This is a genomic window from Amycolatopsis sp. NBC_00348 (genome assembly GCF_036114655.1).
GTDB lineage: Bacteria > Actinomycetota > Actinomycetes > Mycobacteriales > Pseudonocardiaceae > Amycolatopsis.
Genome location: NZ_CP107994.1, coordinates 706,916 through 729,677 on the forward strand (window position 1 = coordinate 706,916; position 22,762 = coordinate 729,677).

General features: G+C 73.1%; 25 protein-coding genes. 13 read left to right on the forward strand and 12 right to left on the reverse strand.

The window, feature by feature from the left end:
- Positions 1-146: 146 nt before the first annotated feature.
- Both OHS58_RS03415 and OHS58_RS03420 read left to right on the forward strand, forming a co-directional pair.
- Positions 147-1,595: an MFS transporter gene (locus OHS58_RS03415; protein ID WP_328647091.1), complete on the forward strand. Its 1,449-nt coding sequence runs from the start codon at positions 147-149 to the stop codon at positions 1,593-1,595.
- Entirely contained in the window at positions 1,592-2,779 is a 1,188-nt protein-coding gene (locus OHS58_RS03420) for a cytochrome P450 (protein WP_328647092.1), read from the forward strand. The genes OHS58_RS03415 and OHS58_RS03420 overlap by 4 nt, the downstream gene beginning before the upstream one ends.
- A gap of 45 nt (positions 2,780-2,824) precedes the next feature.
- On the opposite strand, the gene OHS58_RS03425 is transcribed toward OHS58_RS03420, so the two are convergent.
- On the reverse strand, positions 2,825-4,003 hold the full coding sequence (locus tag OHS58_RS03425; RefSeq protein WP_328647093.1) for a sialidase family protein: 1,179 nt from the start codon (positions 4,001-4,003) through the stop codon (positions 2,825-2,827).
- A gap of 133 nt (positions 4,004-4,136) precedes the next feature.
- On the opposite strand from OHS58_RS03425, the gene OHS58_RS03430 reads away from it, so the two are divergent.
- A complete protein-coding gene (locus OHS58_RS03430) occupies positions 4,137-4,643 on the forward strand; it encodes a hypothetical protein (RefSeq protein WP_328647094.1) in 507 nt (168 codons plus the stop codon).
- Here OHS58_RS03430 and OHS58_RS03435 read toward each other — a convergent pair.
- The 3 genes from OHS58_RS03435 to OHS58_RS03445 form a co-directional block, all read right to left on the reverse strand.
- Positions 4,527-4,919 carry a hypothetical protein gene (locus tag OHS58_RS03435; RefSeq protein ID WP_328647095.1) on the reverse strand — a complete coding sequence of 131 codons (393 nt, stop codon included), beginning with the start codon at positions 4,917-4,919 and terminating at the stop codon, positions 4,527-4,529. The two genes, OHS58_RS03430 and OHS58_RS03435, sit on opposite strands and share 117 nt — an antisense overlap.
- Before the next feature lie 119 nt (positions 4,920-5,038).
- Entirely contained in the window at positions 5,039-7,081 is a 2,043-nt protein-coding gene (locus OHS58_RS03440) for a cellulose binding domain-containing protein (RefSeq protein WP_328647096.1), read from the reverse strand.
- Positions 7,082-7,503: 422 nt separating this feature from the next.
- Entirely contained in the window at positions 7,504-8,358 is an 855-nt protein-coding gene (locus tag OHS58_RS03445) for a LysR family transcriptional regulator (RefSeq protein WP_328647097.1), read from the reverse strand.
- A gap of 89 nt (positions 8,359-8,447) precedes the next feature.
- On the opposite strand from OHS58_RS03445, the gene OHS58_RS03450 reads away from it, so the two are divergent.
- A complete protein-coding gene (locus OHS58_RS03450) occupies positions 8,448-9,173 on the forward strand; it encodes an SDR family oxidoreductase (RefSeq protein ID WP_328647098.1) in 726 nt (241 codons plus the stop codon).
- A gap of 25 nt (positions 9,174-9,198) precedes the next feature.
- Here OHS58_RS03450 and OHS58_RS03455 read toward each other — a convergent pair whose 3' ends face one another.
- On the reverse strand, positions 9,199-9,606 hold the full coding sequence (locus OHS58_RS03455; protein WP_326951348.1) for a hypothetical protein: 408 nt from the start codon (positions 9,604-9,606) through the stop codon (positions 9,199-9,201).
- A gap of 315 nt (positions 9,607-9,921) precedes the next feature.
- Here OHS58_RS03455 and OHS58_RS03460 point away from each other — a divergent pair, with 315 nt between their 5' ends.
- Genes OHS58_RS03460 through OHS58_RS03470 form a run of 3 tightly spaced genes read left to right on the forward strand, consistent with a single transcriptional unit; the run spans position 9,922 to position 13,105 of the window.
- On the forward strand, positions 9,922-11,118 hold the full coding sequence (locus OHS58_RS03460; protein WP_328649766.1) for a PP2C family protein-serine/threonine phosphatase: 1,197 nt from the start codon (positions 9,922-9,924) through the stop codon (positions 11,116-11,118).
- Complete coding sequence (locus tag OHS58_RS03465; protein WP_328647099.1) at positions 11,115-12,671, forward strand: sensor histidine kinase; 1,557 nt, start codon at positions 11,115-11,117, stop codon at positions 12,669-12,671. The genes OHS58_RS03460 and OHS58_RS03465 overlap by 4 nt, the downstream gene beginning before the upstream one ends.
- Positions 12,668-13,105, forward strand: a complete 438-nt coding sequence (locus OHS58_RS03470) for a response regulator (protein ID WP_326951346.1) — start codon at positions 12,668-12,670, stop codon at positions 13,103-13,105. The genes OHS58_RS03465 and OHS58_RS03470 overlap by 4 nt, the downstream gene beginning before the upstream one ends.
- Here the strand turns inward: OHS58_RS03470 and OHS58_RS03475 are convergent.
- Both OHS58_RS03475 and OHS58_RS03480 read right to left on the reverse strand, forming a co-directional pair.
- Complete coding sequence (locus tag OHS58_RS03475) at positions 13,089-14,108, reverse strand: MerR family transcriptional regulator (protein WP_328647100.1); 1,020 nt, start codon at positions 14,106-14,108, stop codon at positions 13,089-13,091. The genes OHS58_RS03470 and OHS58_RS03475 overlap by 17 nt on opposite strands.
- Positions 14,102-14,764, reverse strand: coding sequence for a HEAT repeat domain-containing protein (locus OHS58_RS03480; protein WP_326951933.1), 663 nt, complete (start codon positions 14,762-14,764; stop codon positions 14,102-14,104). Before OHS58_RS03480 ends, OHS58_RS03475 begins: the two co-directional genes overlap by 7 nt.
- A gap of 82 nt (positions 14,765-14,846) precedes the next feature.
- Here OHS58_RS03480 and OHS58_RS03485 point away from each other — a divergent pair, with 82 nt between their 5' ends.
- The 3 genes from OHS58_RS03485 to OHS58_RS03495 are packed head-to-tail and all read left to right on the forward strand — an operon-like array spanning position 14,847 to position 16,752.
- Positions 14,847-15,413 carry a TetR/AcrR family transcriptional regulator gene (locus OHS58_RS03485; protein ID WP_328647101.1) on the forward strand — a complete coding sequence of 189 codons (567 nt, stop codon included), beginning with the start codon at positions 14,847-14,849 and terminating at the stop codon, positions 15,411-15,413.
- Entirely contained in the window at positions 15,410-15,841 is a 432-nt protein-coding gene (locus OHS58_RS03490; RefSeq protein ID WP_328647102.1) for a DUF3237 family protein, read from the forward strand. Before OHS58_RS03485 ends, OHS58_RS03490 begins: the two co-directional genes overlap by 4 nt.
- Before the next feature lie 8 nt (positions 15,842-15,849).
- Positions 15,850-16,752 carry an alpha/beta hydrolase fold domain-containing protein gene (locus OHS58_RS03495; RefSeq protein WP_328647103.1) on the forward strand — a complete coding sequence of 301 codons (903 nt, stop codon included), beginning with the start codon at positions 15,850-15,852 and terminating at the stop codon, positions 16,750-16,752.
- 9 nt (positions 16,753-16,761) lie between these two features.
- Here the strand turns inward: OHS58_RS03495 and OHS58_RS03500 are convergent, their stop codons facing one another.
- The gene (locus OHS58_RS03500) at positions 16,762-17,262 is read right to left on the reverse strand and encodes a universal stress protein (RefSeq protein ID WP_328647104.1); all 501 of its coding nucleotides are present in this window, start codon (positions 17,260-17,262) and stop codon (positions 16,762-16,764) included.
- 9 nt (positions 17,263-17,271) lie between these two features.
- On the reverse strand, positions 17,272-18,795 hold the full coding sequence (locus OHS58_RS03505; protein WP_326951593.1) for an MFS transporter: 1,524 nt from the start codon (positions 18,793-18,795) through the stop codon (positions 17,272-17,274).
- A 115-nt stretch (positions 18,796-18,910) separates the two neighbouring features.
- Between OHS58_RS03505 and OHS58_RS03510 the strand changes: the two genes are divergently transcribed.
- From OHS58_RS03510 to OHS58_RS03520, 3 genes are all read left to right on the forward strand, one after another.
- On the forward strand, positions 18,911-19,492 hold the full coding sequence (locus OHS58_RS03510; protein WP_328647105.1) for a TetR/AcrR family transcriptional regulator: 582 nt from the start codon (positions 18,911-18,913) through the stop codon (positions 19,490-19,492).
- A 92-nt stretch (positions 19,493-19,584) separates the two neighbouring features.
- Entirely contained in the window at positions 19,585-19,728 is a 144-nt protein-coding gene (locus OHS58_RS03515; protein ID WP_328647106.1) for a hypothetical protein, read from the forward strand.
- Between the two features lie 89 nt (positions 19,729-19,817).
- A complete protein-coding gene (locus tag OHS58_RS03520) occupies positions 19,818-20,216 on the forward strand; it encodes an ATP-binding protein (RefSeq protein ID WP_326951337.1) in 399 nt (132 codons plus the stop codon).
- A gap of 19 nt (positions 20,217-20,235) precedes the next feature.
- Here OHS58_RS03520 and OHS58_RS03525 read toward each other — a convergent pair whose 3' ends face one another.
- The 3 genes from OHS58_RS03525 to OHS58_RS03535 all read right to left on the reverse strand — a co-directional run bounded on the left by OHS58_RS03525 (position 20,236) and on the right by OHS58_RS03535 (position 22,686).
- Positions 20,236-21,213, reverse strand: a complete 978-nt coding sequence (locus OHS58_RS03525) for a beta-ketoacyl-ACP synthase III (protein WP_328647107.1) — start codon at positions 21,211-21,213, stop codon at positions 20,236-20,238.
- Between the two features lie 50 nt (positions 21,214-21,263).
- The gene (locus OHS58_RS03530) at positions 21,264-21,608 is read right to left on the reverse strand and encodes a Sec-independent protein translocase TatB (protein WP_326951939.1); all 345 of its coding nucleotides are present in this window, start codon (positions 21,606-21,608) and stop codon (positions 21,264-21,266) included.
- Between the two features lie 76 nt (positions 21,609-21,684).
- Positions 21,685-22,686, reverse strand: coding sequence for a ferritin-like domain-containing protein (locus OHS58_RS03535; protein WP_326951334.1), 1,002 nt, complete (start codon positions 22,684-22,686; stop codon positions 21,685-21,687).
- Positions 22,687-22,762: the final 76 nt, after the last annotated feature.

Sequence of the window (22,762 nt, forward strand, 5' to 3'; positions counted from 1 at the left end):
TCGGGGTTTTCGCAGTGTAGACCAGCGCAAACGCGCTGTGAGCGTGATCACCGCGGGGTTAAGTAGTCACTCGTTGACTTGGCTTCCGGCACCTGGTTACCGTGTAAGTCGTCAGTTGACTACAAAGTCATCGCATGGAGGTCCCCGTGTCCGACACCCTCACCGCCCCGGCACCCGCGCGCCGCGCCCGGCGCGCGGAGTCGCATCCGACGGCGGTGCTGCTGGTGCTGGCGCTGTCGACGTTCGCGATCGTCGTCATGCAGAGCATGGTCATGCCGATCCTGTCCGGCCTCGCGCAGTCGCTGGACGTCTCGATGGCCGACGTCTCCTGGGTCGTGACCGTCAACATGCTGTCCGCGGCGGTGTTCACGCCGCTGCTCGGCTCGCTCGGCGACAAGCTGGGCCGCAAGCGCGTCCTCATGGCGACGCTCGCGCTGACCACGCTCGGCTCGGTGCTGGTGGCCGTCTCGACGTCGATGGGTGTCGTGCTGGCCGGCCGCGCCCTGCAGGGCATGGGCTTCGCGGCGATGCCGCTCGCCATCGGGATCGTCCGGTCGATCTTCCCGCCGGAGCGCGTGCCCTCGAGCATCGCGCTGCTGAGCGCGCTCACCGGCATCGGCGCGGGCGCGGGCCTGCTCGTGTCCGGGCTGCTGGTGCAGGCGGGCGTGTCGGCGCAGGGCATGTTCTGGATCTCGGCGGCGGTCACCGCGCTCGGCCTGCTCGGCACCGCCGCGCTGATCCGGCTGCCGGAAACGGCCGGCAAGTTCTACGTCGACGTCTTCGGCCTGCTGACGCTCGCCGGCGGCCTGGTCTGCCTGGTGCTCGGCATCAACCGCGGGCCGGCGTGGGGCTGGGGCTCGGCCACCGTCCTCGGCCTGTTCGCCGGCGCCGTCGTGCTGCTGGTCGCGTGGGTGGTCGTCGAGCGGCGCGTCCGCGAACCGCTGGTGGACATCGCGATGATGCGCACGCCGGTCGTGCTGGGCACCAACATCGCCACCTTCCTCACCGGCGCCGGCATGTACGGCGCGTTCATCCTGGTGATCCAGTTCGTCCAGACGCCGGGGCGGTTCGGGTACGGCTTCGGGTCCGACGCGCTCGGCGCGGGCCTGACGCTGCTGCCGATGACCGCGGGCACGCTGCTCGCCGCCGGCGCGGTGTCGGTGCTGATCCGCCGCGTCGGCCCGAAGTGGCCGATGGTGATCGGCACGGTCGTCGCCACCGCGACGTTCGCCTTCCTGCTCGTCTTCCACACCGAGCACTGGCACTTCTACGTCGCGACCGGCCTGCTCGGCCTCGGGCTGGGGCTGGCGTTCGGCGCGATCCCGACGTTGCTCAACAGCGGCGTCACCCCCGCGCAGACGAGCGTCGCCAACAGCGTCAACCAGACGCTGCGCTCGATCGGCGGCTCCATCGGCACGGCAGTGGCGTCGGCGATCCTGGCCGCGACCCTGCTGCCGGGCCTCCCCCTGCCCACGGTCGGCGCGTACACCACCGCGTTCACCGTGTCCGGCGCGATCTGCGTCCTCGCGGTCGTCGCCGCTGTGTTCGTCCCGTACCGGCACCGTGCCGTCAACACCGCCGAGGAGTCGTCATGACGAGGGCCTATCCCTTCAGCGAGCCGGAAAAGCTGGACATCGAGCCGCTGTTCGAGCAGCTGCGCACCGAAGAGCCGCTGAGCCGCGTCACCATGCCCTACGGCGAACCGGCCTGGCTGGCGACGCGCTACGAGGACGTCAAGGTGGTGCTGGGCGACCCGCGCTTCAGCCGCGCGGCGGCGACCGGGCGCGACGAGCCGCGGCTGCGCCCGCACCTGCCGCCGCCGGGCAACATCCTCAGCCTCGACCCGCCGGACCACAGCCGGCTGCGGCGCCTGGTGATGAAGGCGTTCACCATGCGCCGGATCGACGCGCTGCGGATGCGGGCGCAGGAGATCGCCGACGGGCTCGTCGACACGATGCTCGCCCAGGGCCCGCCCACCGATCTGGTCGAGGCCTTCGCGTTGCCGTTCCCGGTGACGGTGATCTGCGAGCTGCTGGGTGTCCCGTTCGAGGACCGCGGCGACTTCCGCGTCTGGTCGGACGCGTTCCTCTCGACGACGAAGTTCACGCCGGACGAAGTCCTCGACGCGATGACGAAGATGAACGAATACATGGCGGGCTTGATCGCCCAGCGCCGGGAGACGCCGCACGACGACCTGCTCGGCGCGCTGGTCGTGGCCCGCGACGAAGACGACCGGCTCTCGGAGGAGGAGCTGCTGTCGCTGGCGCAGACACTGCTGGTGGCCGGCCACGAGACGACCGCGTCCCAGATCCCGAACTTCGTGTACGCGCTGCTCACGCACCCGGGCCAGCTGGCGCTGCTGCGCGCGGACCTGAGCCTGGTGCCCAAGGCGGTCGAGGAGCTGATGCGGTTCGTCCCGCTCGGCACCGGCGCGGGCATCGCGCGCTACGCGACGGAAGACGTCGAACTGGGCGGGGTGACGGTCCGGGCGGGGGAACCGGTGCTGCCCGCGCTGGCGTCCGCCAACCGCGACGGCTCGGTGTACTCGGACCCGGAGGTGCTGGACCTGCTCCGCGGGGAGGCGACGCACATCGGCTTCGGCCACGGCGCCCACCACTGCCTGGGCGCGCCGCTGGCCCGGATGGAACTGCAGGTCGCGCTGGACACGCTGCTGCGGCGGCTGCCGGAACTGCGGCTGGCCGAGGGCGAGGCCGGCATCGGCTGGAAGCTGGGTCTGTCGACGCGCGGGCCGCTGCAGCTGCCGCTGGCCTGGGGCTGAGCGACCCCGTCCCGCACCCGGCACGCGCCGGGTGCGGGACCGGGCTCAGCGCACCCGCGTGAGCGGGATGCGGTGGAACACGATGGTTTCGTAGGGCCCGGCCGTACCGGTCTCGTAGAGCAGCCCGGCGGTGAGCGGATCGGCCTGCACGAGGTCGGAGTACGCCGCGGGCCCGGCGGTCAGCGTGTGGCCGGGGGTCCAGGTGCGCCCGCGGTCGGTGCTCAACCGCAGCTGCATCACCGTGCGCGTCGCCGGGTCGGAGGGGCCGGAATACAGCAGCAGCCACGGGATCGTCGTCTGCAGCGCGCTGCCCTCGACCTTCGTCCCGGACAGCGCCGGCTGCGCCCGGTACGGCCGCACGAGCGTCTGGCCGCCGTCCACGCTGTAGCCGTCGACCCGGTGCTCGGCCGCGGAACCCTGGTTGCGGCTGGAGAAGTAGAGCGTGCCGTCGGGCAGCTCCGTCGCCGACGTCTCGTTCGCGGCGACGACGCCGTCGGTGCGGTCGTCGGTGAAGCCGATGTGCCAGGTGCGGCCGTCGTCGTCGCTGTAGAGGTCGTGGCCGCCGTAGTACTTCGCCTCGGTGCCGACGTCGGTGGAGCCAGCGGGCGGCGAGCTGGAGTGGTTGGCGGGCACGACGAGCCGGCCCGCGTGCGGGCCGTGCCGCAGCAGCGTGGCGTGCCCGGGACCGGTGGCGTACCACCGCCAGCCGGGCCGTTTCGTGTCCGCCGTGATGTCGCGCGCGGTGCTCCAGGTGCGGCCGTTGTCGCCGCTGCGCTGGACGAACACCCGGCGGGTGTCCTGCTCCGACGCCGCGCCGGTCATGATCTGCTTCTCCGAGACGAGTCCGTTGTGGACGGTCAGGAGGACGAGGTCGCCGTTGCGGGCGAGCACCGGCGTCGGGTTGCCCGCGGTGGCGTCGCCGTTGGTGGTCACCACGGAGAGCGGGCCCCAGGTGCAGCCGCCGTCGCGCGACGAACGGGACACCGTCTGGATCGCGCCGGAGTCGCCGGCCGAGTCGCGCCGGCCTTCGGCGAACGCCACCAGCGACCCGTTCGCGGCGCGCACCACCGCCGGGATCCGGAAGGTGTCGTAGCCCTCGGTGCCGGAGGTGAACGGCACCGAGGACGCGCATCGTCGGTCGGCGGCCGCGGCCGCCGGGGTGAAAGGCAGCCAGACCACGGCCGCGGCCAGCAGGATCGCGCCCGCTCGGCGTTTCGATGACACCGGTTCCGCCTCCTCGCTGAGGGGATGGGATGGTAGGACATGGGATGTCCGACGTCCTATGACCGACAACCTAGGGAGGCGGTGCGCGGTTCGTCAAGGACTACGCTGAACCCGAGCGCGCACGAGGAGGACCGTGGACCACCGGAAGCACTTCGCCGACATCCACCGGCGTCCCCAGCTGTACGGATTGGACGGCAGCTACCACGACTACTGCACGTACCTGCTCGGTGTGGACGCGGGCCACGACGGCGGGCTGCTGACCGGCTTCAAGGAGTCGCTCGTGCCCCGGGTCGGCACCGGCGACAACCTGACCTGGACGTCGCTGGTGCTGTACCTGGCCTTCCCCGGCAGCACGTCGGGGTGGCACGACGAAGCGGCGGGTGACGGCCGTCAGGTCGCGGTCGACCTGCTCTTCACGCTGCTGGACGAATTCCTCGAGACGCGATCCCGGGCGCGCGGCACCGCCGCGATCTTCGCCGGGTACCTGGCCTGGCGCGAAGCCCAGCCGTGGGCGCGCCCCGCGTCACTCGGCCAGGTCGTCCCAGCGGACCAGGATCGCGGCGGCGAGCAGGCCGGCCACGACGATCTTGCCGATGATCAGCAGCGCGCTCGCGCCGGTCACCTGCCCGAGGTCCAGTAGCACCCCGGCGAGGGCCGCCCCGGCGAAGACCTTCGCGCCCCAGCGCCGCCGGAAGCCGACGGCGACCACGCCGGCCAGCTGCACCGCGGAGGCCGGCAACGCCAGCACGAGCCACGGCGACGTCTCGGCACCGTGGTCGATTTCGTCGGCCAGGACGGTGATCTGAAGGACCAGGACCACGGCCGTGCCCAGCCCGAAGAGGACCAGCATCACCGGCAGGAAGACCCGCCCGGCGGTGCCGCCGGTGGCGGGTTCGGGCACACGACGACGAGGCACGGCGAACCTTCCGCTCCAGCGATCCGGAACCTCCCACCGTGCCGGAAACCGGCGCCGTTGACCATCGGGCATTCGCCGTAGCCGCGGTGCCGGGCGGGCGTACCGCCCGGCACCGGTGGTCACGACGCGCTGCAGAGGGTGCCGTTCAGGGTGAACGCCGTCGGCAGGATGTTCGGGCCGCCGTAGTCGGCCGTGAAGCCCGGGTCCGCGCTCGCACCCGGGGCCAGGGCCGTGGCCGACGTGACCGTCACGGTGGTCCCGGTCTGGGTCCAGGTGCCGTTCCAGCCGCCGGTGAGGTGCTGCCGCGCGGTCGGCCAGGTGAAGGTCAACGTCCAGTTCGGCGCCGGTTCGGTGCCCGTGTTGGTGAGGTGGACGCCGCCGACGAAGCCGCTCGACCAGTCGGTGACGTCGGACATCGTGGCCGCGCACGTGCTCCGCGCCGGCGCCCCCGTGGTGAACGTCAGCGACGGTGACGCCCAGGAGACGTTGCCCGCGGTGTCCCGCGCCAGCACGTTGACCGTGTACCGGCTGCCCGGGACGAGGTTGCCGACGGTGAACGACGTGCCCGCGGTCTCGCCCCACGCCTCGCTGGTCGTGCCGAGGGTCCGGTAGACCTCGTACTTCGCGACCGGGTGGCCGCCGGGCGCGGCCGCGGGCCAGGTGAGCGTCGCCGAGCGGTCGGTGACCTGGCCGGCGGCCACCGGGCCGGGTGCGGCCGGTGCTCCGGTGACCGCGGCCGCCGGGTGCAGCACCAGGGTGGTCAGCGAGTACGGCGGCAGCGTCCGGCTCGTGCTGCTGCCGCCGGTGCCCTCCGCGATCGACGTCGCGCCGTTGGTGAAGGTGTACACCTTCGACGCGCTGGCGGCCGGGGCGTAACCGGCGTAGTCGACGGCGACCGTGTGGGCGGTGCCGGGATCCTTGTTGACCAGCAGCACCGAAAGGTCGCCGTCGGGCCGGCGGGCGGCGTGCGCGGTGACCAGCGGCGCGCTCGTGCCGGCGCGGACCAGCTGGTCGCCGGGGCGGGCGAAGAGGCTCAGCATCTTCAGGCCGTAGTAGGGCGCGAACGGCGTGTTCAGCGGCGGCTCGCAGACGTCGCCCAAGCACGTCGCGCTGGAGAGCATCCCCATGTCGCCGTAGTCGGTCTGTCCCTCCACTGTGGACACCTGGGACGCGCCGTTGTGCGTGTCCCACCAGTCGACGGTGAACACGCCGTTCTCCAGCATCGTGCTGTACGTCTCGGCGGCGAACAGCGCGCCGGGCTGGGTGTCCATGCCGACCGAAGTGTTGGTCTCGGTGAGCGCGACGCCGATCCGCCCGGGGTTCGCGCCCGCGTACTGCGCGATCTCACGCCGGACGACGTACATCATGTCGTCCACCTGCTCGGGCTTGGCGAGCGCTTCCGCCGCCGTAGCGCCGCCCGGGTACCAGTGCAGGACGACGAAGTCGACATGGGGACCGGCGATCGACAGCACGGTCTGGTTCCAGTCGGCGGTGTCGCCGTCGCCGACGATGCCGTCGGGCCAGTTCGCCGGGGTCGTCAGCACCGCGCCGATCTTGACCGACGGGTCGACGGCCTTCATGGCTTCGGCGTAGGCGACGACGCCGTCTGCGTAGGCCGTGGGGCTCTTGTCGGCGTGGTTGTCGGCTTCCCAGTTCGCGCCGTAGTGGCCGTTGCCGTACAGCTCGTTGCCGATCTCCCAGTAGCGCGCGCCGTAGCCCTTGGTGACGTTGGCGTACCGGACCCAGTCCGCCGCTTCCTGCGGGGTGCCGGTGCCGTAGTTGGCGATGATGATCGGCTGGGCCCCGGTGCGCCGCGCGCCGCCCATGAAGGTGTCGAAGTCGGTGCCGGGTGCGACGTAGCCGCCCGGCGCGGTGTTGTCCTTCCAGTGGTAGATGTCGCCGTAGGAACCGCCGGGGTAACGCAGCACGCGCACGCCGGCGTCGCCGAGCAGGCCGGCCACGGTGTCGGTGCCCAGCTGGCTGTCCCAGACGGCGTGGTTGGCCCCGAGCGCGGTGTCCGCCACGGTGGCCAGGCCGGCCCGCGCGTTCACCGTGACGGTGACGTCCGGCTCGGCCGCGGTGGCGGGGGCGGCCCCGGCCAGGCCCGCGGCGAGCAGGACCGCCGCGGCCGTGACGGCGCGGCGAAGTGGTCGAGCTGTCATGAAGAGTCCATCCCTCACTCGTCCGGATCGAACAGAATGCAAGATGGCTGAGAGCGCTCCCAGAGAGCGAACCACCGGCGCTGCCGGAAGTCAACGCCGGGACGGCCGGTTCAGCGGGTCGTCGCGTGCTCGCGCGACGCGGCGCGGACCAGACCCGCAGTGGTGCGGGTTCGGCCGTGCAGGCCGAGGACCGGGCGGTGGCGGGCGGTTCAGCGGGCGCTGGTCCGCGCGACGCGGCGTGGACGGGGCCGGCGGCGGTGCGGGTCGGCCGGATTGGGGGCACGGATCGTGGTGGGGGCGAGGACCCGGCGGTGCAACAGATGCCGGCCGCGGCGTGGACCGGCGGGCGGCGGTGCGGATCGGCCGTGCGGCGGTCGCGCGAGCGAGGTCGGTGTGGCAGGTGGGTCGAGAACCCGGGTGGTTCAGCGGGTCGTCGCGTGCTCGCGCGACGCGGCGCGCACCAGGCCGGCGACGGCGCGGGACCGGCTGTGCGGCGGCCACGCGATCACCGTCGTCACGGCGGGCGCGTCGACGACCGGCACGGCGGCGAGGTCCGCGCGCAGGTGGGTGCGGCACGACTCGGCGAGGATCACCGTGGTCCGGCCGAGCGCGATCAGCTGGTAGAGCTGGGTCAGGTTCCGCACCTCGGCGCCCGGCCCGTCCGGGTAACCGCCGTCGGGACGCGGCCAGCGGGCCATCGGCAGGTCGGGCAGCGCGGCTACGTCGGCGGTCCGGACGTGCGACCGGCCGGCGAGCGGGTGCCCGGCCGGCAGGATCACGACCTGCCCCTCGGTGCCCAGCTCCTCGGTGTCGAACCCGGCCGTCGAGTCGTAGGGCCAGTGCATCAGCGCGACGTCGGCCTGCCCGTCGCGCAGCAGCCGTTCCTGCTCGCGGGCCTCGCACAGCAGCACGTCGACGTCGGCGGCGTCCGGCTCGGCGGCGTACGCGGCGAGCAGTTCCTTCAGCAGGTCACCGGAAACGCCGGCCTTGGTGACGAGGACCAGGCCGGTCCGGCCGGTCGCGGCCCGCCGGGTGCGCCGCTCGGCCGCGGCCAGCGCGCCGAGGACGGCACGGCCCTCGGCCAGCAGCACGGATCCGGCGTCGGTGAGCGTGACCGAGCGGCTGGTGCGCTCGAACAGCGTGACGCCGAGCCGCCGTTCGAGAAGGCCGATCGCACGCGACAGCGGGGGCTGGGCCATGCCCAGGCGCTCGGCCGCGCGGCCGAAGTGCAGTTCCTCGGCGACGGCGACGAAGTACTGCAGCTCGCGCGTCTCCATGGCCTCACGCTACATCGATACCGGCCGGGTATCGATCGCCGACGCGGATGGTGTTGGTGCCCGGCCGCGGCGCGACCAAGCTCGAGGCCATGAGTGAAAAGACGATCGCGCTGGTCACCGGCGCCAACAAGGGAATCGGGTACGAGATCGCGGCCGGCCTGGGTGCGCTCGGGTGGAGCGTGGGCGTCGGCGCCCGCGACGAACAGCGGCGCGAGACCGCCGTGGCGAAGCTGCGTGCGGGCGGCGCCGACGCGTTCGGCGTACCCCTCGACGTGACCGGCGACGCGAGCGTGACCGCCGCGGCCGCGCTCCTCGACGAGCGCTTCGGCCGCCTCGACGTCCTGGTCAACAACGCCGCCGTTGTCGGCGGTTTCCCGCAGGAGCCCACGAAAGCCGGCCTCGACACCGTGCGCGCGGCCGTCGAGACCAACGTGTACGGCGTGATCCGGGTGATCAACACGATGCTGCCGCTGCTGCGCCGCTCGGCGTCGCCGCGGATCGTCAACCTGTCCAGCGAAACCGGCTCGCTGACCCGGCAGTCCGCGCCGGACGCCGACTTCGGGTTCCTGTCCGCCGCGTACATGCCGTCGAAGACGTTCCTCAACGCCGTCGTCGTCCAGTACGCCAAGGAACTGCGCGACACGAACATCCTGATCAACAACGCCTGCCCGGGTTACGTCGCGACGGACCTGAACGGCTTCCGCGGCGTACGCACCCCCGAACAGGGCGCGGCCACGGCGATCCGGCTGGCGACCCTGCCGGCCGACGGCCCGACGGGCGGCTTCTTCGACGACGACGGCGTGGTGCCCTGGTAGCGAACGGGTGCAGCCCGACATCGGGTCAGGTGCGGTACGGGCCGTGGTTCCCGAGGTCCGGGCTGACCTGCGGGCCGGCGGCGTCCGGGTCGCTCCCGGGGAAGCGGGTCCGCGCGCGAGCGTCCTGCCTCCGGCGGACCAGCGCCGAGAGGGTCGCCGCGTGCGCGACGGCCAGCAGGAGCAGGAACACGCCGATCCGGCCGACGAGCGCGGGCGCCGAGCCCGACCACCCGGGGCCGATCACCGAGAGCAGGGCCAGCAGGCCCAGCGCGACGAGGTGGAAGACCGTCACCACCATCGACGCCGTCGGCCCGCCGCTGCCGCCGTCCGGGCCGCGCAGGTAGCGCCGGCCGTCGCGGTGGAGGACCTGGCCGTCCGCCACCACGAAGATCAGCCCGATGATCAGGAACCCCAGCAGATCGTTGCCGGCCATGGCCGCCTCCTCGTTTCGGGTGGGGTACCCGCGCACCGCGCCGCGACGGGCCCCGGCCGGGTCGTTCACCGCATCGAGCGAGCACACCAGATGCGGGCGACCGGGACCGGGTCCGTGGTGCGCCACCGGTCTGGTTCCGCCGGATCACCGCGGGATACAGTGCGCGCGGTTGAGAACGCAGCCACCGGTGGCCCTGCCTGTGCGGGCGCCGTTACGCCTGATCCGGTGGCCTGTGTGCGGGCGGCTTGGTGAGGCCTCATTCGAGAGAGGCTCGATGTCGTGACCGCTCCTTCGGTCGGCTCCACCCGCGTCACGGTGCCACTGCTTTCGCTGCCGCCCGCGGTCAACCGGCTCTCGGTGCTGCTGGTCGAGGACGACGACGGCGACGCGCTGCTGGTCGAGGAGATGCTCGCCGACGTCCCGGTCGAGGCCGAGCGGATCACGCTGCTGCGGGTGGCGACGCTGGCGGCCGCGCTGCCGCACGTCGGCGGCGTCGACTGCGTGCTGCTGGACCTGCAGCTGCCCGACGCGTCCGGCCTGACCGCCCTCACGACGTTGCGCCGGCACAGCCCGGGCAGCGCCATCGTGGTGCTGACCGGGCAGAACGACACCGCCACCGGCGTGGCCGCCGTCGCCGCCGGGGCCCAGGACTACCTCGGCAAGGACCAGGTCGACGGCCCGCTGCTGATGCGCGCCATGCGCTACGCCTGGGAACGGCGGCGAGCCGAGGGCGCCGAACAGCGGCTCCTGGAGCAGCAGCTGCTCGCGGGGGAGAACGCGCGGCTCGAACGCGGCCTGCTGCCCACCCCGCTGCTCGCCGACGACGGCCTCGGCCTGGCGGTCCGCTACCGCCCGGGCCGCGACGGCGCGTTGCTGGGCGGCGACTTCTACGACACGGTCGAGCTCGCCGACGGCACCGTCGAGGTGATCATCGGGGACGTCTGCGGGCACGGCCCGGACGAAGCCGCGCTGGGCGTGGCCCTGCGGATCGCGTGGCGGGCCCTGGTACTGGCCGGGCTGCCGGCCACCGAGGTGCTGGCCACAGTGGACCGGGTCCTGGTGAACGAGCGGATCGAGCCGCTGTTCGCCACGGCGTGCATGGTGACCGTGGCCCCGGACCGGACGTCCGCGCGGATGGTGCTGGCCGGGCACCCGCCGCCGTTGCTGCTGGGCGGGGCCGGCCCGGCGGAGTTCCTGTCCTCCGACGGCCTGGGCCCGCCGCTGGGCCTCCCGCTGAAGCGGCCCCGGCGCCGGACCGAGGTCGCGCTGGCGCCGGGCTGGTCCCTGCTGCTCTACACCGACGGCATCTTCGAGGGCCGGTCCGGCGGCGGCGATCGCCTCGGCCGCACCCGCATGGCCGCGCTGGCCGGTGAGCTCCTCACCGGGCCGGGTGACGCCGGTGCGGCGCTGGACGCCCTGATCGGCCGCGTCCAGCAGCTGAACGACGGCCCGGTGGACGACGACATCGCGCTGGTCCTGCTCACCCAGCGGCCCGACGGCGGCGCCCGATGACGCGGGAGCGCGCGTCCTGGCCGCTGCGGCGCTGGGCCGGGGTGCTGGCGCTCGTCGAGGCCGTCCTGCTCGTCGGCGCCCTCGCGGGCGGCGCGGTCGCGCTGTCCAGCCTCGACGACGCCCGGAGCCGGCTGCTCGACGTGGTGGGGCCGCAGCTGCTGCAGGCCAAGGCCCTCTCGACGGCGCTGGTCGACCAGGAGACCGGGATCCGCGGTTACCTGCTGACCCGGCAGCAGGAGTTCCTCGAGCCGTACCGGGCCGGGCTCGCCGACCAGGACCGGGCGGTGGCGGAGCTGCGCCGGCTGGGCGCGACCCCGGACACCATGGCGGGCCGGGACCTCGCCGCGGTCCTGACCGGCGCCGACGCGTGGCGCGGTGCGGCCCTCGCCCAGGCGGCGCCGGGCGGGCCCGCGCCGACGTCGGGGCAGGTCGAACAGGACAAGAAGCTCTTCGACGCGCTGCGCGGCCGCCTCACCGAGCAGGACGCGCACCTCGACGCCGCCCGGATGGACGCCCGCGCGGACCTCGCGGCCGCGACGAACCTGCTGACCTGGATCCTCGCCACCATCGCCGTGGTGATCGCGGCGGCGTTCGTGCTGCTGTTCGCGGGCCTGCGCCGGGCCGTGGTCGGGCCGATCCAGCAGCTGGCCGCCGCGGTGCGCGACACGGCCGCGCGGGACCTGCACCGGCCGGTGGCGGCGACCGGGCCCCGGGAGGTGCGCCAGCTCGGCGCCGACGTCGACACCATGCGCCGGCGCATCCTCGAAGAGGTGGCCGAGCTGGAGCGGGCCCACACGCTGCTGGAGGCCCGGACGCACGCCCTGGAGCGGTCGAACTCCGACCTGGAGCAGTTCGCCTACGTCGCCTCGCACGACCTCCAGGAGCCGCTGCGGAAGGTGACGAGCTTCTGCCAGCTGCTGGAGAAGCGCTACCACGACAAGCTCGACGAGCGCGGCGAGCAGTACATCGGGTTCGCCGTCGACGGCGCCAAGCGGATGCAGGTGCTGATCAACGACCTGCTGGCGTTCTCCCGCGTCGGCCGCCGCGGTGGCGAGCCGGTGGCGGTCGAGACGGCGGCGCTGGTGGCCACGGCCACGGCGAACCTCGAGAGCGTGCTCGCCGACGCCGGCGCGCGGGTGAGCGTCGCCGACGGCCTGCCGCCGGTGCGGGGTGAGCAGTCGCTGCTGACCGCGGTGTTCCAGAACCTGATCGGCAACGCCGTGAAGTTCCGCGGCGAACGGCCGCCCGAGATCACCGTCGGCGCCGAGCCCGACGGCGCGGACTGGGTGTTTTCCGTGACGGACAACGGGATCGGGATCGACCCGCAGTACGCCGAGCGGATCTTCGTGATCTTCCAGCGGCTGCACGGCCGCGGCGACTACCCGGGCACCGGGATCGGCCTGGCGATGTGCCGCAAGATCGTCGAGCACCACGGCGGCCGCATCTGGCTGGACACCGACGTCACCGAAGGCACGTGCTTCCGCTTCACCCTCCCCGCACCCGTGGCCCCGGAACTCGCCGGTGCCGTCGACGAAGAACAGGACGCGGCATGACCCAGCCCCCGGAACCGATCGACGTCCTGCTCGTGGAGGACGACCCCGGCGACGTCCTGATGACGCGGGAAGCGTTCGAGCACTACAAGATCCGCAACACCCTGTCGGTCGTCTCCGACGGCGAGCAGGCGCTGCAGTTCCTCCGGCGCGAGCCGCCCTACGAGGACGCGCCGCGGCCCGGCCTGATCCTGCTCGACCTCAACCTGCCCCGGCGGGACGGCCGTGAGGTGCTCGCCGAGGTCAAGGCCAGCCCGGAGCTGCGGAGCATCCCGGTCGTAGTGCTGACGACGTCCGAGGCCGAAGAGGACATCGCGCGCAGCTACGACCTGCACGCCAACGCCTACGTCACCAAGCCGGTCGACTTCGACAGCTTCGTCGAGGCCGTCCGCCAGATCGACAGCTTCTTCGTCACGGTGGTCAAGCTTCCGCACTGAGCCGGTCTTCGAGCACGCCCGCGAGGGCCGCGGCGATGAGCGCGACGGCCCGGTCCTCGTCGTCGGCCAGCCGCCGCAGGACGTCCTTCGCGAGCGCCGGCGGCATCTCGGCGAAGGCCTGGGTCAGCCGGATCCGCACCGCGGAGTCCGCGGTGGGCGCGGCCAGCTCGGCCGTCAGCGCGCTCATGATCCGGTCCGCGTGGCCGGCGTCCCGGGACAGCGCTCCGAGCAGCTCGGCCGCCTCGACGTCGTTCGTGCCCTCGACCACCATCGTGACGAGCGTCGGCACGGCCGCGGTCTCGCCGCGCGTGGCCGACGCCAGCGCGGCGTGCCGGCGCACGGCCGGGTCCGGGTCGCCGAGGGCCGCCGTGAGCAGCGCGGTCGCCTCGGCGCCGGCGAACCCGGCGATCGCCCGGACCGCGCGTCGGCGGACGACGACGTCCGCCGAGGTCATGCCGGGCGCCAGGCTCGCGACGCCGTCGCCGCCCGCCCGCGCGAGCGCCCACCGCAGGGCGCCGGCGACGTTCGGGTCGGCCTCGGCGAGGACCGCGCCGGCCAGCAGGTCGGTGGGCAGCGGCACGTCGTCGGCCGGGGCCAGGACGGCCTGCTGCCGGCGCGCGGCACTGGCCGAGTCGAGCCCGCGCAGGAGCTCGATGATGCCCAGGACGTCCGGCCAGCCCTCGGGCGCCGAAGCGTCGACCGCCCGGAGGCGGTCGAGCAGCTCCCGCTCCCGCCGCAGCCGGTCTTCGGTCCGCCGGATGAGGTCGCCGACCAGCGTGGCCGGCGCGAAGGCGGGATCCTCCATGGCCCGGCCGATCTGGCGCAGCGACAACCCCAGTGACCGCAGGCTTTCCACGTGGAAGATCCGGCGGATGTCCCGGGCCGCGTATTCGCGGTAGCCGCCGACGGTGCGGCCGGTGGGGCGCACCAGCCCGAGGGTGTCGTAGTGCCGGAGCATCCGGCTGCTCACCCCCGAGCGGCGCGCCACCTCGCCGATCAGCACGACGTCCCGCCCGAGTGCTCCGGGCCGAGCGCGACGATCCGCTTCGCCTCGTCGACGCCCGGGTCGAACGCGGCGTCCGGGTCGCGCAGCAGCCGTTCCGTGGCGCGGGCGTGCGCCCGCACCGCCGGGTCGGCACTGGCCAGGCCCGGCCGCAGCGCCGGCTCGACGCCGTCCCCGAGCGCGACGAGCGCCCGGCTGAGGCTCAGCCGCACGGTCCGGTCGCCGCGACCGAGCTGCGTGACCAGCTCCGCGGCCAGCGCGTCCCGTTCGCCGTCCGGGACGAGGACGACGGCGGCGCGCCAGGCGCTGCGCGCGACCTCGTCGTCGGCGTCGCGCAGCAGCGCCGGCGTGATCGCGGGCCACGTCGCGCGGTCGCCGATCTTGGACAGCGTGTGCAGCGCCTGGCTGCGGGCCTGCGCGCGCCCGGACCGGAGCTCCCCGAGCAGCCTGGGCACGGTGACGTCAGCCGGGAGGCGGGTCAGCGCCCAGGTGAGCATGTCGCGCACGAAGAAGTCCGGCTCGATCGCGGACCGCGCCACGAGCGTGTCGGCGAAGCCGGGTTCGGCGCGCGTGCCGGCCTCCAGGGCCGCTTGCAGCCGCGTCGACGAGTTCCCGGCGCCCAGCGCGTCGAACAGGGTCGGGTTCACGGTGATCACCTCCTGCGCCCAGTGAAGACCTTGTCACGGTGTCAAGGTCAAGGCGCTTGCCAGTTCTTTGACAGGTGTCTATAAAGTGCGGGTGAGCATCGACAGCCGTGACCCGCGGGCCGCCCGGTCGCGGGCGGCGTTGTACGCGGCGGCCGTGCGGCTCGTGTCCGGCCGCGGCAGCGCGAGCGTCCCGGTGACCGACCTCGCCGAAGCCGCCGGCGTCAGCCGTCAGCTCGTCTACCTGCACTTCGCCGACCGGGACGCGCTGCTGGTCGCCGCGGCGCTCGACCTCGCGCGGCGCGAGCTGCTGCCCGCCCGGGAGACCGGGCGCGCCGCGGTGCTCGCCACGGCCCGGCACTTCGCCGCGCACCGCGCGTTCTACCGCGCCCTGCTCACCGGGCCGTGCGCGTTCGCGCTGACCACCGCATTGGGTGAGCTGCTCGCGCCGGTCAACCGCCACGCCGTCCGGGCGCTCTTCGGCGACCGCGTGCCGGCCGGGACGGCCGACGACCTCGCCGTGTTCCTCACCGGGGGCGCCGGCGCGGTGATCAACGCCTGGCTGCTCGGCGCGGAGGAGACGCTCGATCCCGAGGACCTGGCCGACCGCCTCGTCCGCATCCTGCACACCCTCGGCGGACCTTCGGAAGAGGACGCATGACTCACCCCGAGCTCACGATGGAACTGGTGGCCAGGCTGGAGGTGCTGATCGCCGAGCCGATCGACGCCGGGGTGACGCCGGCCGGGCACCGGCGCGTCATCCCGATCACCGGCGGCCGCGTCGACGGCCCGCGCGTCACCGGCGAGGTGCTCGGCATCGGCGCGGACTGGAGCGTCGTGCGGGGTGACGGCGTCGCCGCCGTCACGGCGAAGTACCTGATCCGCACCGACGACGGCGTCGTGCTCACCGTGACCAACCCCGGCGCGTTCACCGCGCCGGGGATCGTCACGAGCCCGCGCATCGAAGCGCCCGAAGGCCCGTATGCCTGGCTCAACGACGCCGTTCTCGTCGGCACGCTCGTCCCGCTGCTGGACGGCGCGCGGCCGCGCGGGGTTTCGCTGCAGTTCCACCAGGTCCGTGTGAAGTGAGGTCGCCCGTGTCGATCCTGTCGATCCTGTCTAAGCCGTTCGTCGCCGACGGGGTGGCCCGCCTGCTGGGGGCCGCCGCCGCGCGCGCGATCACACCGCGTCCGCTGTTCCCCGAGATTCCGGGCCGCACCGGCGAAATCACGATCCCGACCCGGCACGGCCCGATGGCCGCCACCCTCTACCGCCCGCCGGGAGACGCCCGCGGCGTCTACGTCAACGCCCACGGCGGCGGGTTCGTGATCGGCGCCCCGATCGGCGACGACCCGCTGTGCCGGTACCTCGCCGAGCACGCCGGGGTGTTCGTGGTCAACGTCGACTACGCGCTCGCGCCGGCCCGGCGGTTCCCCGTGCCGTGCGAACAGGTCCACGACGCGCTGACGTGGGCGGCCGCACCCGAGCGCGAGTGGGCCGGCGGCCGGCTGTGCGTCGGCGGCCAGAGCGCCGGCGGCTCGCTCGCGGCCGCGGCGTCCCGGCTCGCGCTGCGCGACGGCGGTCCGGCGATCGCGTTGCAGGTGCTGCACTACCCGCCGCTGGACCTCGTCACCCCGGCCGCGGCCAAGCCCGCGCCCCGGGGCGCGGTGATCCGGCCGTGGATGGGGGAGGTCTTCGACACCGCCTACATCCCCGACGCCGCCCGCCGCACCGACCCGCTGGCGTCGCCGGCGTGGGGGAGCAACGGCGACGGCCTGGTGGGCATCGCACCCGCGTTGGTGATCACCTGCGAGTACGACCGGCTGCGCGCCGAAGCCGTCGCCTACGCGGCCAAGCTCGCGGAAGCCGGCGCACTGGTGGAGCACTACGACATCCGCGGCGTCGACCACGGGTACGACCTCATGGCCGGCGACCCCGAGCTGGTCCGGCGGGTCTACGCGTTCCTCGCCCTGCACGTCGAACGCGCGGTGACGGCCTGAGCGGTGTCCTCAGGGCACCACCAGCACCGGCCAGTGGCCCGCCCTGATCAGCTTCGTGGCCACCGAACCCGCGAAGCGGTGACCCGCCTTCTGCGACGCGCCGACGACGACCGTGTCCACCTGGCAGCGGTCGGCGGTGTCGCGCAACGCCGTGTACGGGTCGCCGAACATCTTGAGGAGCGTCACCGGCACCTCGAGTTCTTCGGCGCCCGAACGGATCTGGTCGCGCAGCTCGGTGTAGACCTGCCACGTCGTGTCGTGCTCGACGGCGGCGGCGACCGGCGGCCCGAGGGTCGTCAGGGCCGAGTGCCGCGCGATGAAGGCGACGATCAGCCGGCCGCCCTGGCGTCGCGTCAGGCCGAAAGCGTAGGCCGCCGCCCGCATCGCGGTGTCGGAGCCGTCGACCCCGGCCAGGATGGCCCGCGCCGCCGGGCCCCGGCGCGGACCGAACCGCTCCACAGTGGACTCGAAGGCACTGGACCCGGACGCGTCGAGCTCGGCGGGGCTCATCGTGGCCACCTACCCCGCGACCGGCTCTTCGGTCTTCTGCTCGACGTCGATCGTCGTGCGCAGGGTGATCGGCTTGAGCAGCAGCGCCGCGATCACGCCGACGACCGCGACCGCGGCGGAGATCAGGAAGATGTGCGCGGTCGCGTCGCCGTAGACGGTGTGGACGACCGCCTGCACCTGCGGTGGCAGGGCTTTGAGGTTCAACGCGCTGACGCTGCCGGTCGACGCCTGGCCCGCGGGCACGTGCAGCGCCGCGGACAGGTCTGCCGTCACCCGGTTCGCCAGGACGGCGCCCAGCACCGAAATGCCGATGGTGCCGCCGAGCGACCGGAAGAACGTGACCGACGCGCTCGCCGAGCCGAGGTCGCGCAGGGGCACGTCGTTCTGCACGGCCAGCACGAGGTTCTGCATGGTCATGCCGACCCCGACACCGACGACGGCCATCGCGACGCCGATCAGCCACAGTGACGTGGCGTGGTCGACCAGGCCCAGCACGAGGAACCCGGCCACCAGGATCACGCTGCCGGCCACGATGTAGGGCTTGATCTTGCCGGTGCGGCTGATCAACCGGCCGGAGACGGTCGAGGAGACGAGCACACCGGCCATCATCGGCATGGTCAGCAGACCGGCCTCGGTGGGCGAGAAGCCGCGGCCGATCTGGAAGTACTGGCCGAGGAACACCGCGCCGCCGAACATGGCCATGCCGACCGCGAGGCTGGCGATGATCGCCAGCGCGGGGGTGCGCTGGACGACGATCTTCAGCGGTACCACGGGTTCGCGGACCTTCAGCTCCACCAGCACGGCCAGCGCGAGGAGCACGAGACCGCCCGCCACCATCACGGCGGTCTGCCAGGAGCCCCAGGCGAACGTGTTGCCCACGAAGGAAACCCAGATCAGCAGGACGCTCACGCCGGCGGCGATGAGGCCGGCGCCGAGGTAGTCGACCCGGACGTCGTCGCGGCGCACGGTCTCCAGCTTGAGCGTGCGCTGCAGGACGACGAACGCGAGCGCCGCGATCGGCACGCCGACGAAGAAGCACCAGCGCCAGCCGAGCCACGGCACGTCCACGATCAGGCCGCCCAGCAGCGGGCCGCCGACCGTGGCCACCGCCATGACGGCGCCGAGGTAACCGTTGTACCGGCCGCGTTCCCGTGGCGGGATGATCGCCGCGATCACGACCTGGACCAGGGCCTGCAGGCCGCCGACGCCGATGCCCTGGAACGCGCGGGCGGCGATCAGCTGCCCGGTGTCCTGGCTGAACCCGCTGATCGTCGATCCGGCCACGAAGATCACGATCGCGACCTGGACCAGCGTCTTCTTGTTGAACAGGTCGGCGAGCTTGCCCCAGATCGGGGTCGTGGCCGTGGCCGCCAGCAGCGTGGCCGTGACCACCCACGTGTACTGGGTCTGGGTGCCGTTCAGCGAGCCGATGATCAGCGGCAGCGAGGTCGAGACGACCGTCGAGCTGATCATGGCCACGAACAGCGCGAGCAGCAGCCCGGACAGCGACTCCAGCACCTCGCGGTGCCGCATCGCGCCCGCCTCGTTTCTCTCCGCTTTCACAGGACTCCTTCACGTCTCCGTAAATTATTGCCCACTGTGCAAACTTGCGCAATGGGCACTATAAGCCCGTCGTTAAGCTGTCGGCATGGACACCCTCGACACGCTGCGCACGCGCAAGAAGGCGGCGACGCGGCAGTCGCTGCACGAGGCGGCGCTGCGGCTGGCGGTGGAGCGCGGCCTCGACGGCGTCACCGTCGAGGACATCGCCGACGAGGTGGGCGTGTCCCGGCGGACGTTCTCCAACTACTTCGCGAACAAGGAAGACGCGATCCTGCACGCCGATCGCGAGCGGACCCGGGAGCTGGTGGCCCTGGTCGAGAGCAGGCCGGCCGGCGAGGAGCCGTGGGCGGCGCTGCGGGCGGCGAGCCGCGGGCTGTACCAGGCGCGGCCCGTGCCCGACCCCCAGTGGGTGGCGCAGCTGCGGCTGCTCCGGCGGCACCCGTCGCTGCTGGCGCAGCAGGCCGGCGACCAGATCGCCCTGGAACGCGACCTCACGGCAGTGCTGCTCGCCCGCCGCGGCGGCGTCGACGACGAGCTGGCCCGCCTCATGACGGCGACGTTCCTCGCGGTCGTGCGGACCGGAATCGTGCGGTGGCTGGAAGGTCCGGGCGAGCAGCCGCTGGCCGAGGTCGTCGACCGCCTGCTGGGGCGCGTCCAACTGCGTTGAGCATCGGCCGCCCGCGGTGTCGAATGGCGGCGTGCGTGTTCGTGGTGGAGGTGAGAGGCCGGTACCCACACACCGCTCGCGAGGAGAACGCCATGACCGCCACGTACTTCCGGGAGCACGTGGCGATGCTGGCCGCGAGCCTCGCCGAGGTCTCCGATCCGTGGGTCACGAGGATGCGGAACGGCCGCACGCCGGAGCTGATCTACCGGCCTACGGTGCACGCCGCCTCACGGTGATGGTCCGGTTCGCGAGTAATCGCCGGTCGTCCGGGTAACCCCGGGAGGAGACGCAGTCGTCGGCTCCCCATCGCTCGGCAAAGGACCTCATGGACGACCCGGACCATTCCACTCGTGAATACCGCTTCGAGGCCGGTGCCGTACCCGACCTGGCGGCCATGCGGGGGTGGTTGCGACGCGTGCTGGCCGGCGCCTCGCCCGACGGTGTCCAGGACGTCCTGCTGCTGGCGACCGAGCTGGTCACCAACGCACTGGATCACGCCCACGGCGTGCAGGCGCTGCGCGTCCGGTACCGGGCTCGCCGGTCCCCGGTCCGGCTGGAGGTCGACGACTCGCGGCCGGACCTCGGGCTCCGGCTCGGTGGGTCGTCGCCGGACGACACGCGGGGGCGGGGGCTCCTGCTCGTCGACGCGGTCAGCCGCCGGTGGGGCGTCGTCACGCACGGCACCGCCGGCAAGACGGTGTGGGCCGACGTCGTCGCCGGCTGAGCCGCGCGTGCTCCGGGCGTCACGGGCAGGTGATGACCTGGCCGGCGTAGGTCAGGCCGGCGCCGAACCCGAACAGCAGCACCGGTGCGCCGGCCGGGATTTCCCGTCGTTCGAGGAGTTTCGAGAGGGCGAGGGGGATGCTGGCGGCGGAGGTGTTGCCGGATTCGGCGACGTCGGTGGCGACGACCGCGTCCCGGGCGCCGATGTCGCGGGCGAGGGCGGCGATGATGCGCGTGTTGGCCTGGTGGGTGACGATGCCGCCGAGGTCGCCCGGATCGATCCCGGCCCGGGCGCAGGCTTTCCGGGCGATCGGCGCGAGTGCGGTCGTCGCCCAGCGGTAGACCGCCGCGCCTTCCTGGCGGAAGGTCGCCGGCAGGCTGTGCGGGCCGGGTGAGCCGAGGGTGATGCTCTGGCCTTTGGCCGGGTTCGAGCCCCAGACGACCGGCCCGATCCCGCCGATCCTGTCGATCCCGTCGGCCGCTTCGACGAGCGCGGCGCCGGCTCCGTCGCCGAAGATGACGCAGGTGGAGCGGTCGGTCCAGTCGAGGAAATCGCTCATCTTGTCGACGCCGACCACGATCGCGCGCTGACTCGCTCCCGCGCGGATGGCGTGGTCGGCGGCAGCCAGGGCGTAGGAGAAGCCGGAGCACGCGGCGTTGAGGTCGAACACGCCGGGCTCGGCGATCCCGAGCCGCTCGGCGACCTGGGCGGCGACGCTCGGCATCCGGTCGAAGGCGGTGCAGGTCGCGACGATCACCAGGTCGACGTCCGAGGCGGTCCGCCCGGCCCGGCGCAGCGCGTCGCCCGCCGCGGCGGTGGCCATGTCGGCGACCGACTCGCCGGGGGCGGCCAGGTGCCGGGTGCGGACGCCGACGCGTTCGGTGATCCAGGCGTCGGAGGTGCCCAGGGCGGCACTCAGCTCGTCGTTGGTCACAACACGGACGGGTTGGTAGTGCCCGAAGGACACGGCTCTGGTGCCGGGGTGGGGGGTGGTCACGAGGTGGTTCGTGACGGCGAGCGGACCGGTTTGCGTTTCCCGGCTGGGAATCAGGTGGCTTCCATGTCCACACCGGACACTTTGGCCGTAAGAGGCACAACCGGCTCGGCCGGAGCCTGCGCCGGAGTTTGCGCCGGATCCAGGACGAACCGGGTCAACGCGGCGCGGGGATCCATGCCCCGCAGCTGGTTCAGCTCCCGCAAGGGTTTGCGCAGCTGCTCGAACTCGGGCCCGACCTCGTCGGTGATCTGCTGCTGCATCGCGCCGAGGGCGTTCTTGCCCTTCACCACGGCTTTGCGGACCGTGGTGAGCGCGCCCGGCAGCCGTTCGGGGCCGATGATGAACAGCGCGGCCACGAGCAGGACGAGCAGGTGCTCGGCGCTGAGTCCGAACATCGTGATCTCCTTTCCGGACAGGACGCGGTGGGTGCCGGATTCCCCGACGGAACCCGGCACCCGCCGCGGCCGGTGCTCAGTTGGCGGCGCTGGTGTTCACTTCGCCGTTGACGCCCTTGGGGAAGAATCCGCCGGAGGTGGCGGCCTTGTTCGTCAGGTAGACGATGTTGAGGACTTGGCCGGGTGAGCGGCTGTAGGCGATGCCGTTGGCGTCGGTGGGGACGATGTTGGCGTTGCCGTGGCTGTCGATGACGCCCTGGTCGTCGTCGGTGGGCCCGTCGAGGCTGTCCCGCGCGTTGGACAGCTTCACGCTGGCTTCCCGGAGGTCACGGCCGAGCAGGCCGAGCCCGAGGATGCCTTCGCTGTGCTGGTAGAGGGCGCTGCGGATGTTGGCCGCGTGGTAGGCCTCGACGGCGAGGATCCCCGCCGCGGCTTCGAGGTAGGTCTTGTTGGTGATCAAGGGCGCCGCGCCTTTGTAGGCCGTGACGCCGACGTCTTCGAACAGGAACGCGGCGAGCAGGAAGTTCTCCTCGCACGCGAAGGCGTCGAAGCTGCGGCCGGGCTTGACCAGACCGGCGGCCTGGGCCGCGGCGGTGAAGCTGGACTGCAGGTCGATCGCGGGCCGGCTGACGGCGGCGGAGCCGAGCGCGGAACGCAGGAACTGGACGTGCGCCTTCTCGTCGCCGGCGATCTCCTGCGCGTACTGCTTGGCGGCCTTGGTCTTGAACTTCACCGCGCGGCCGCCGGTGACGCCGCCGCGGGTGCCGGTGCCGGTGGTCATCGCGTCGGCGAGGCCCTTGCCGGTGACGGCGTGCAGGTAGAACTCGGCTTCGAGGTACTCGAGGTTGAGGGCGAAGTTGAGCACCGCCCCGTCGCTCACCCCGCTCGCCGCGGCCGCCGCGGCGGCGGCCGGTCGCGCGGTGGCCGCGGACGCGGTCCCGGCGGTGAGACCGCCGAGCGCACCGGCGCCGACGACGCCGAGGCCGGTCATGCCGGCGGCCTTGAGGAAGCGGCGGCGGTCCTGGTCGTTCTCCGCGCTCCGGTTGATCATCGAAGCGGCGTAACGCTTGCCAAACACGGACGAACTCCTCCCCGCCCGCGCAGGGCGGGCGTAACCCATCGTCGGATTCCCGGCGCTGGGCGGATCCTTCGTG

Coding starts and splice junctions, on each gene's coding strand:
- OHS58_RS03530 (WP_326951939.1), bottom strand. CDS start 21,608: ATGTTCGGACTCAGCGCCGAGCACCTGCTCGTCCTGCTCGTGGCCGCG.
- OHS58_RS03520 (WP_326951337.1), top strand. CDS start 19,818: ATGGACGACCCGGACCATTCCACTCGTGAATACCGCTTCGAGGCCGGT.
- OHS58_RS03505 (WP_326951593.1), bottom strand. CDS start 18,795: ATGCGGCACCGCGAGGTGCTGGAGTCGCTGTCCGGGCTGCTGCTCGCG.
- OHS58_RS03515 (WP_328647106.1), top strand. CDS start 19,585: ATGACCGCCACGTACTTCCGGGAGCACGTGGCGATGCTGGCCGCGAGC.
- OHS58_RS03440 (WP_328647096.1), bottom strand. CDS start 7,081: ATGACAGCTCGACCACTTCGCCGCGCCGTCACGGCCGCGGCGGTCCTG.
- OHS58_RS03470 (WP_326951346.1), top strand. CDS start 12,668: ATGACCCAGCCCCCGGAACCGATCGACGTCCTGCTCGTGGAGGACGAC.
- OHS58_RS03490 (WP_328647102.1), top strand. CDS start 15,410: ATGACTCACCCCGAGCTCACGATGGAACTGGTGGCCAGGCTGGAGGTG.
- OHS58_RS03510 (WP_328647105.1), top strand. CDS start 18,911: ATGGACACCCTCGACACGCTGCGCACGCGCAAGAAGGCGGCGACGCGG.
- OHS58_RS03500 (WP_328647104.1), bottom strand. CDS start 17,262: ATGAGCCCCGCCGAGCTCGACGCGTCCGGGTCCAGTGCCTTCGAGTCC.
- OHS58_RS03455 (WP_326951348.1), bottom strand. CDS start 9,606: ATGGCCGGCAACGATCTGCTGGGGTTCCTGATCATCGGGCTGATCTTC.
- OHS58_RS03445 (WP_328647097.1), bottom strand. CDS start 8,358: ATGGAGACGCGCGAGCTGCAGTACTTCGTCGCCGTCGCCGAGGAACTG.
- OHS58_RS03420 (WP_328647092.1), top strand. CDS start 1,592: ATGACGAGGGCCTATCCCTTCAGCGAGCCGGAAAAGCTGGACATCGAG.
- OHS58_RS03450 (WP_328647098.1), top strand. CDS start 8,448: ATGAGTGAAAAGACGATCGCGCTGGTCACCGGCGCCAACAAGGGAATC.
- OHS58_RS03465 (WP_328647099.1), top strand. CDS start 11,115: ATGACGCGGGAGCGCGCGTCCTGGCCGCTGCGGCGCTGGGCCGGGGTG.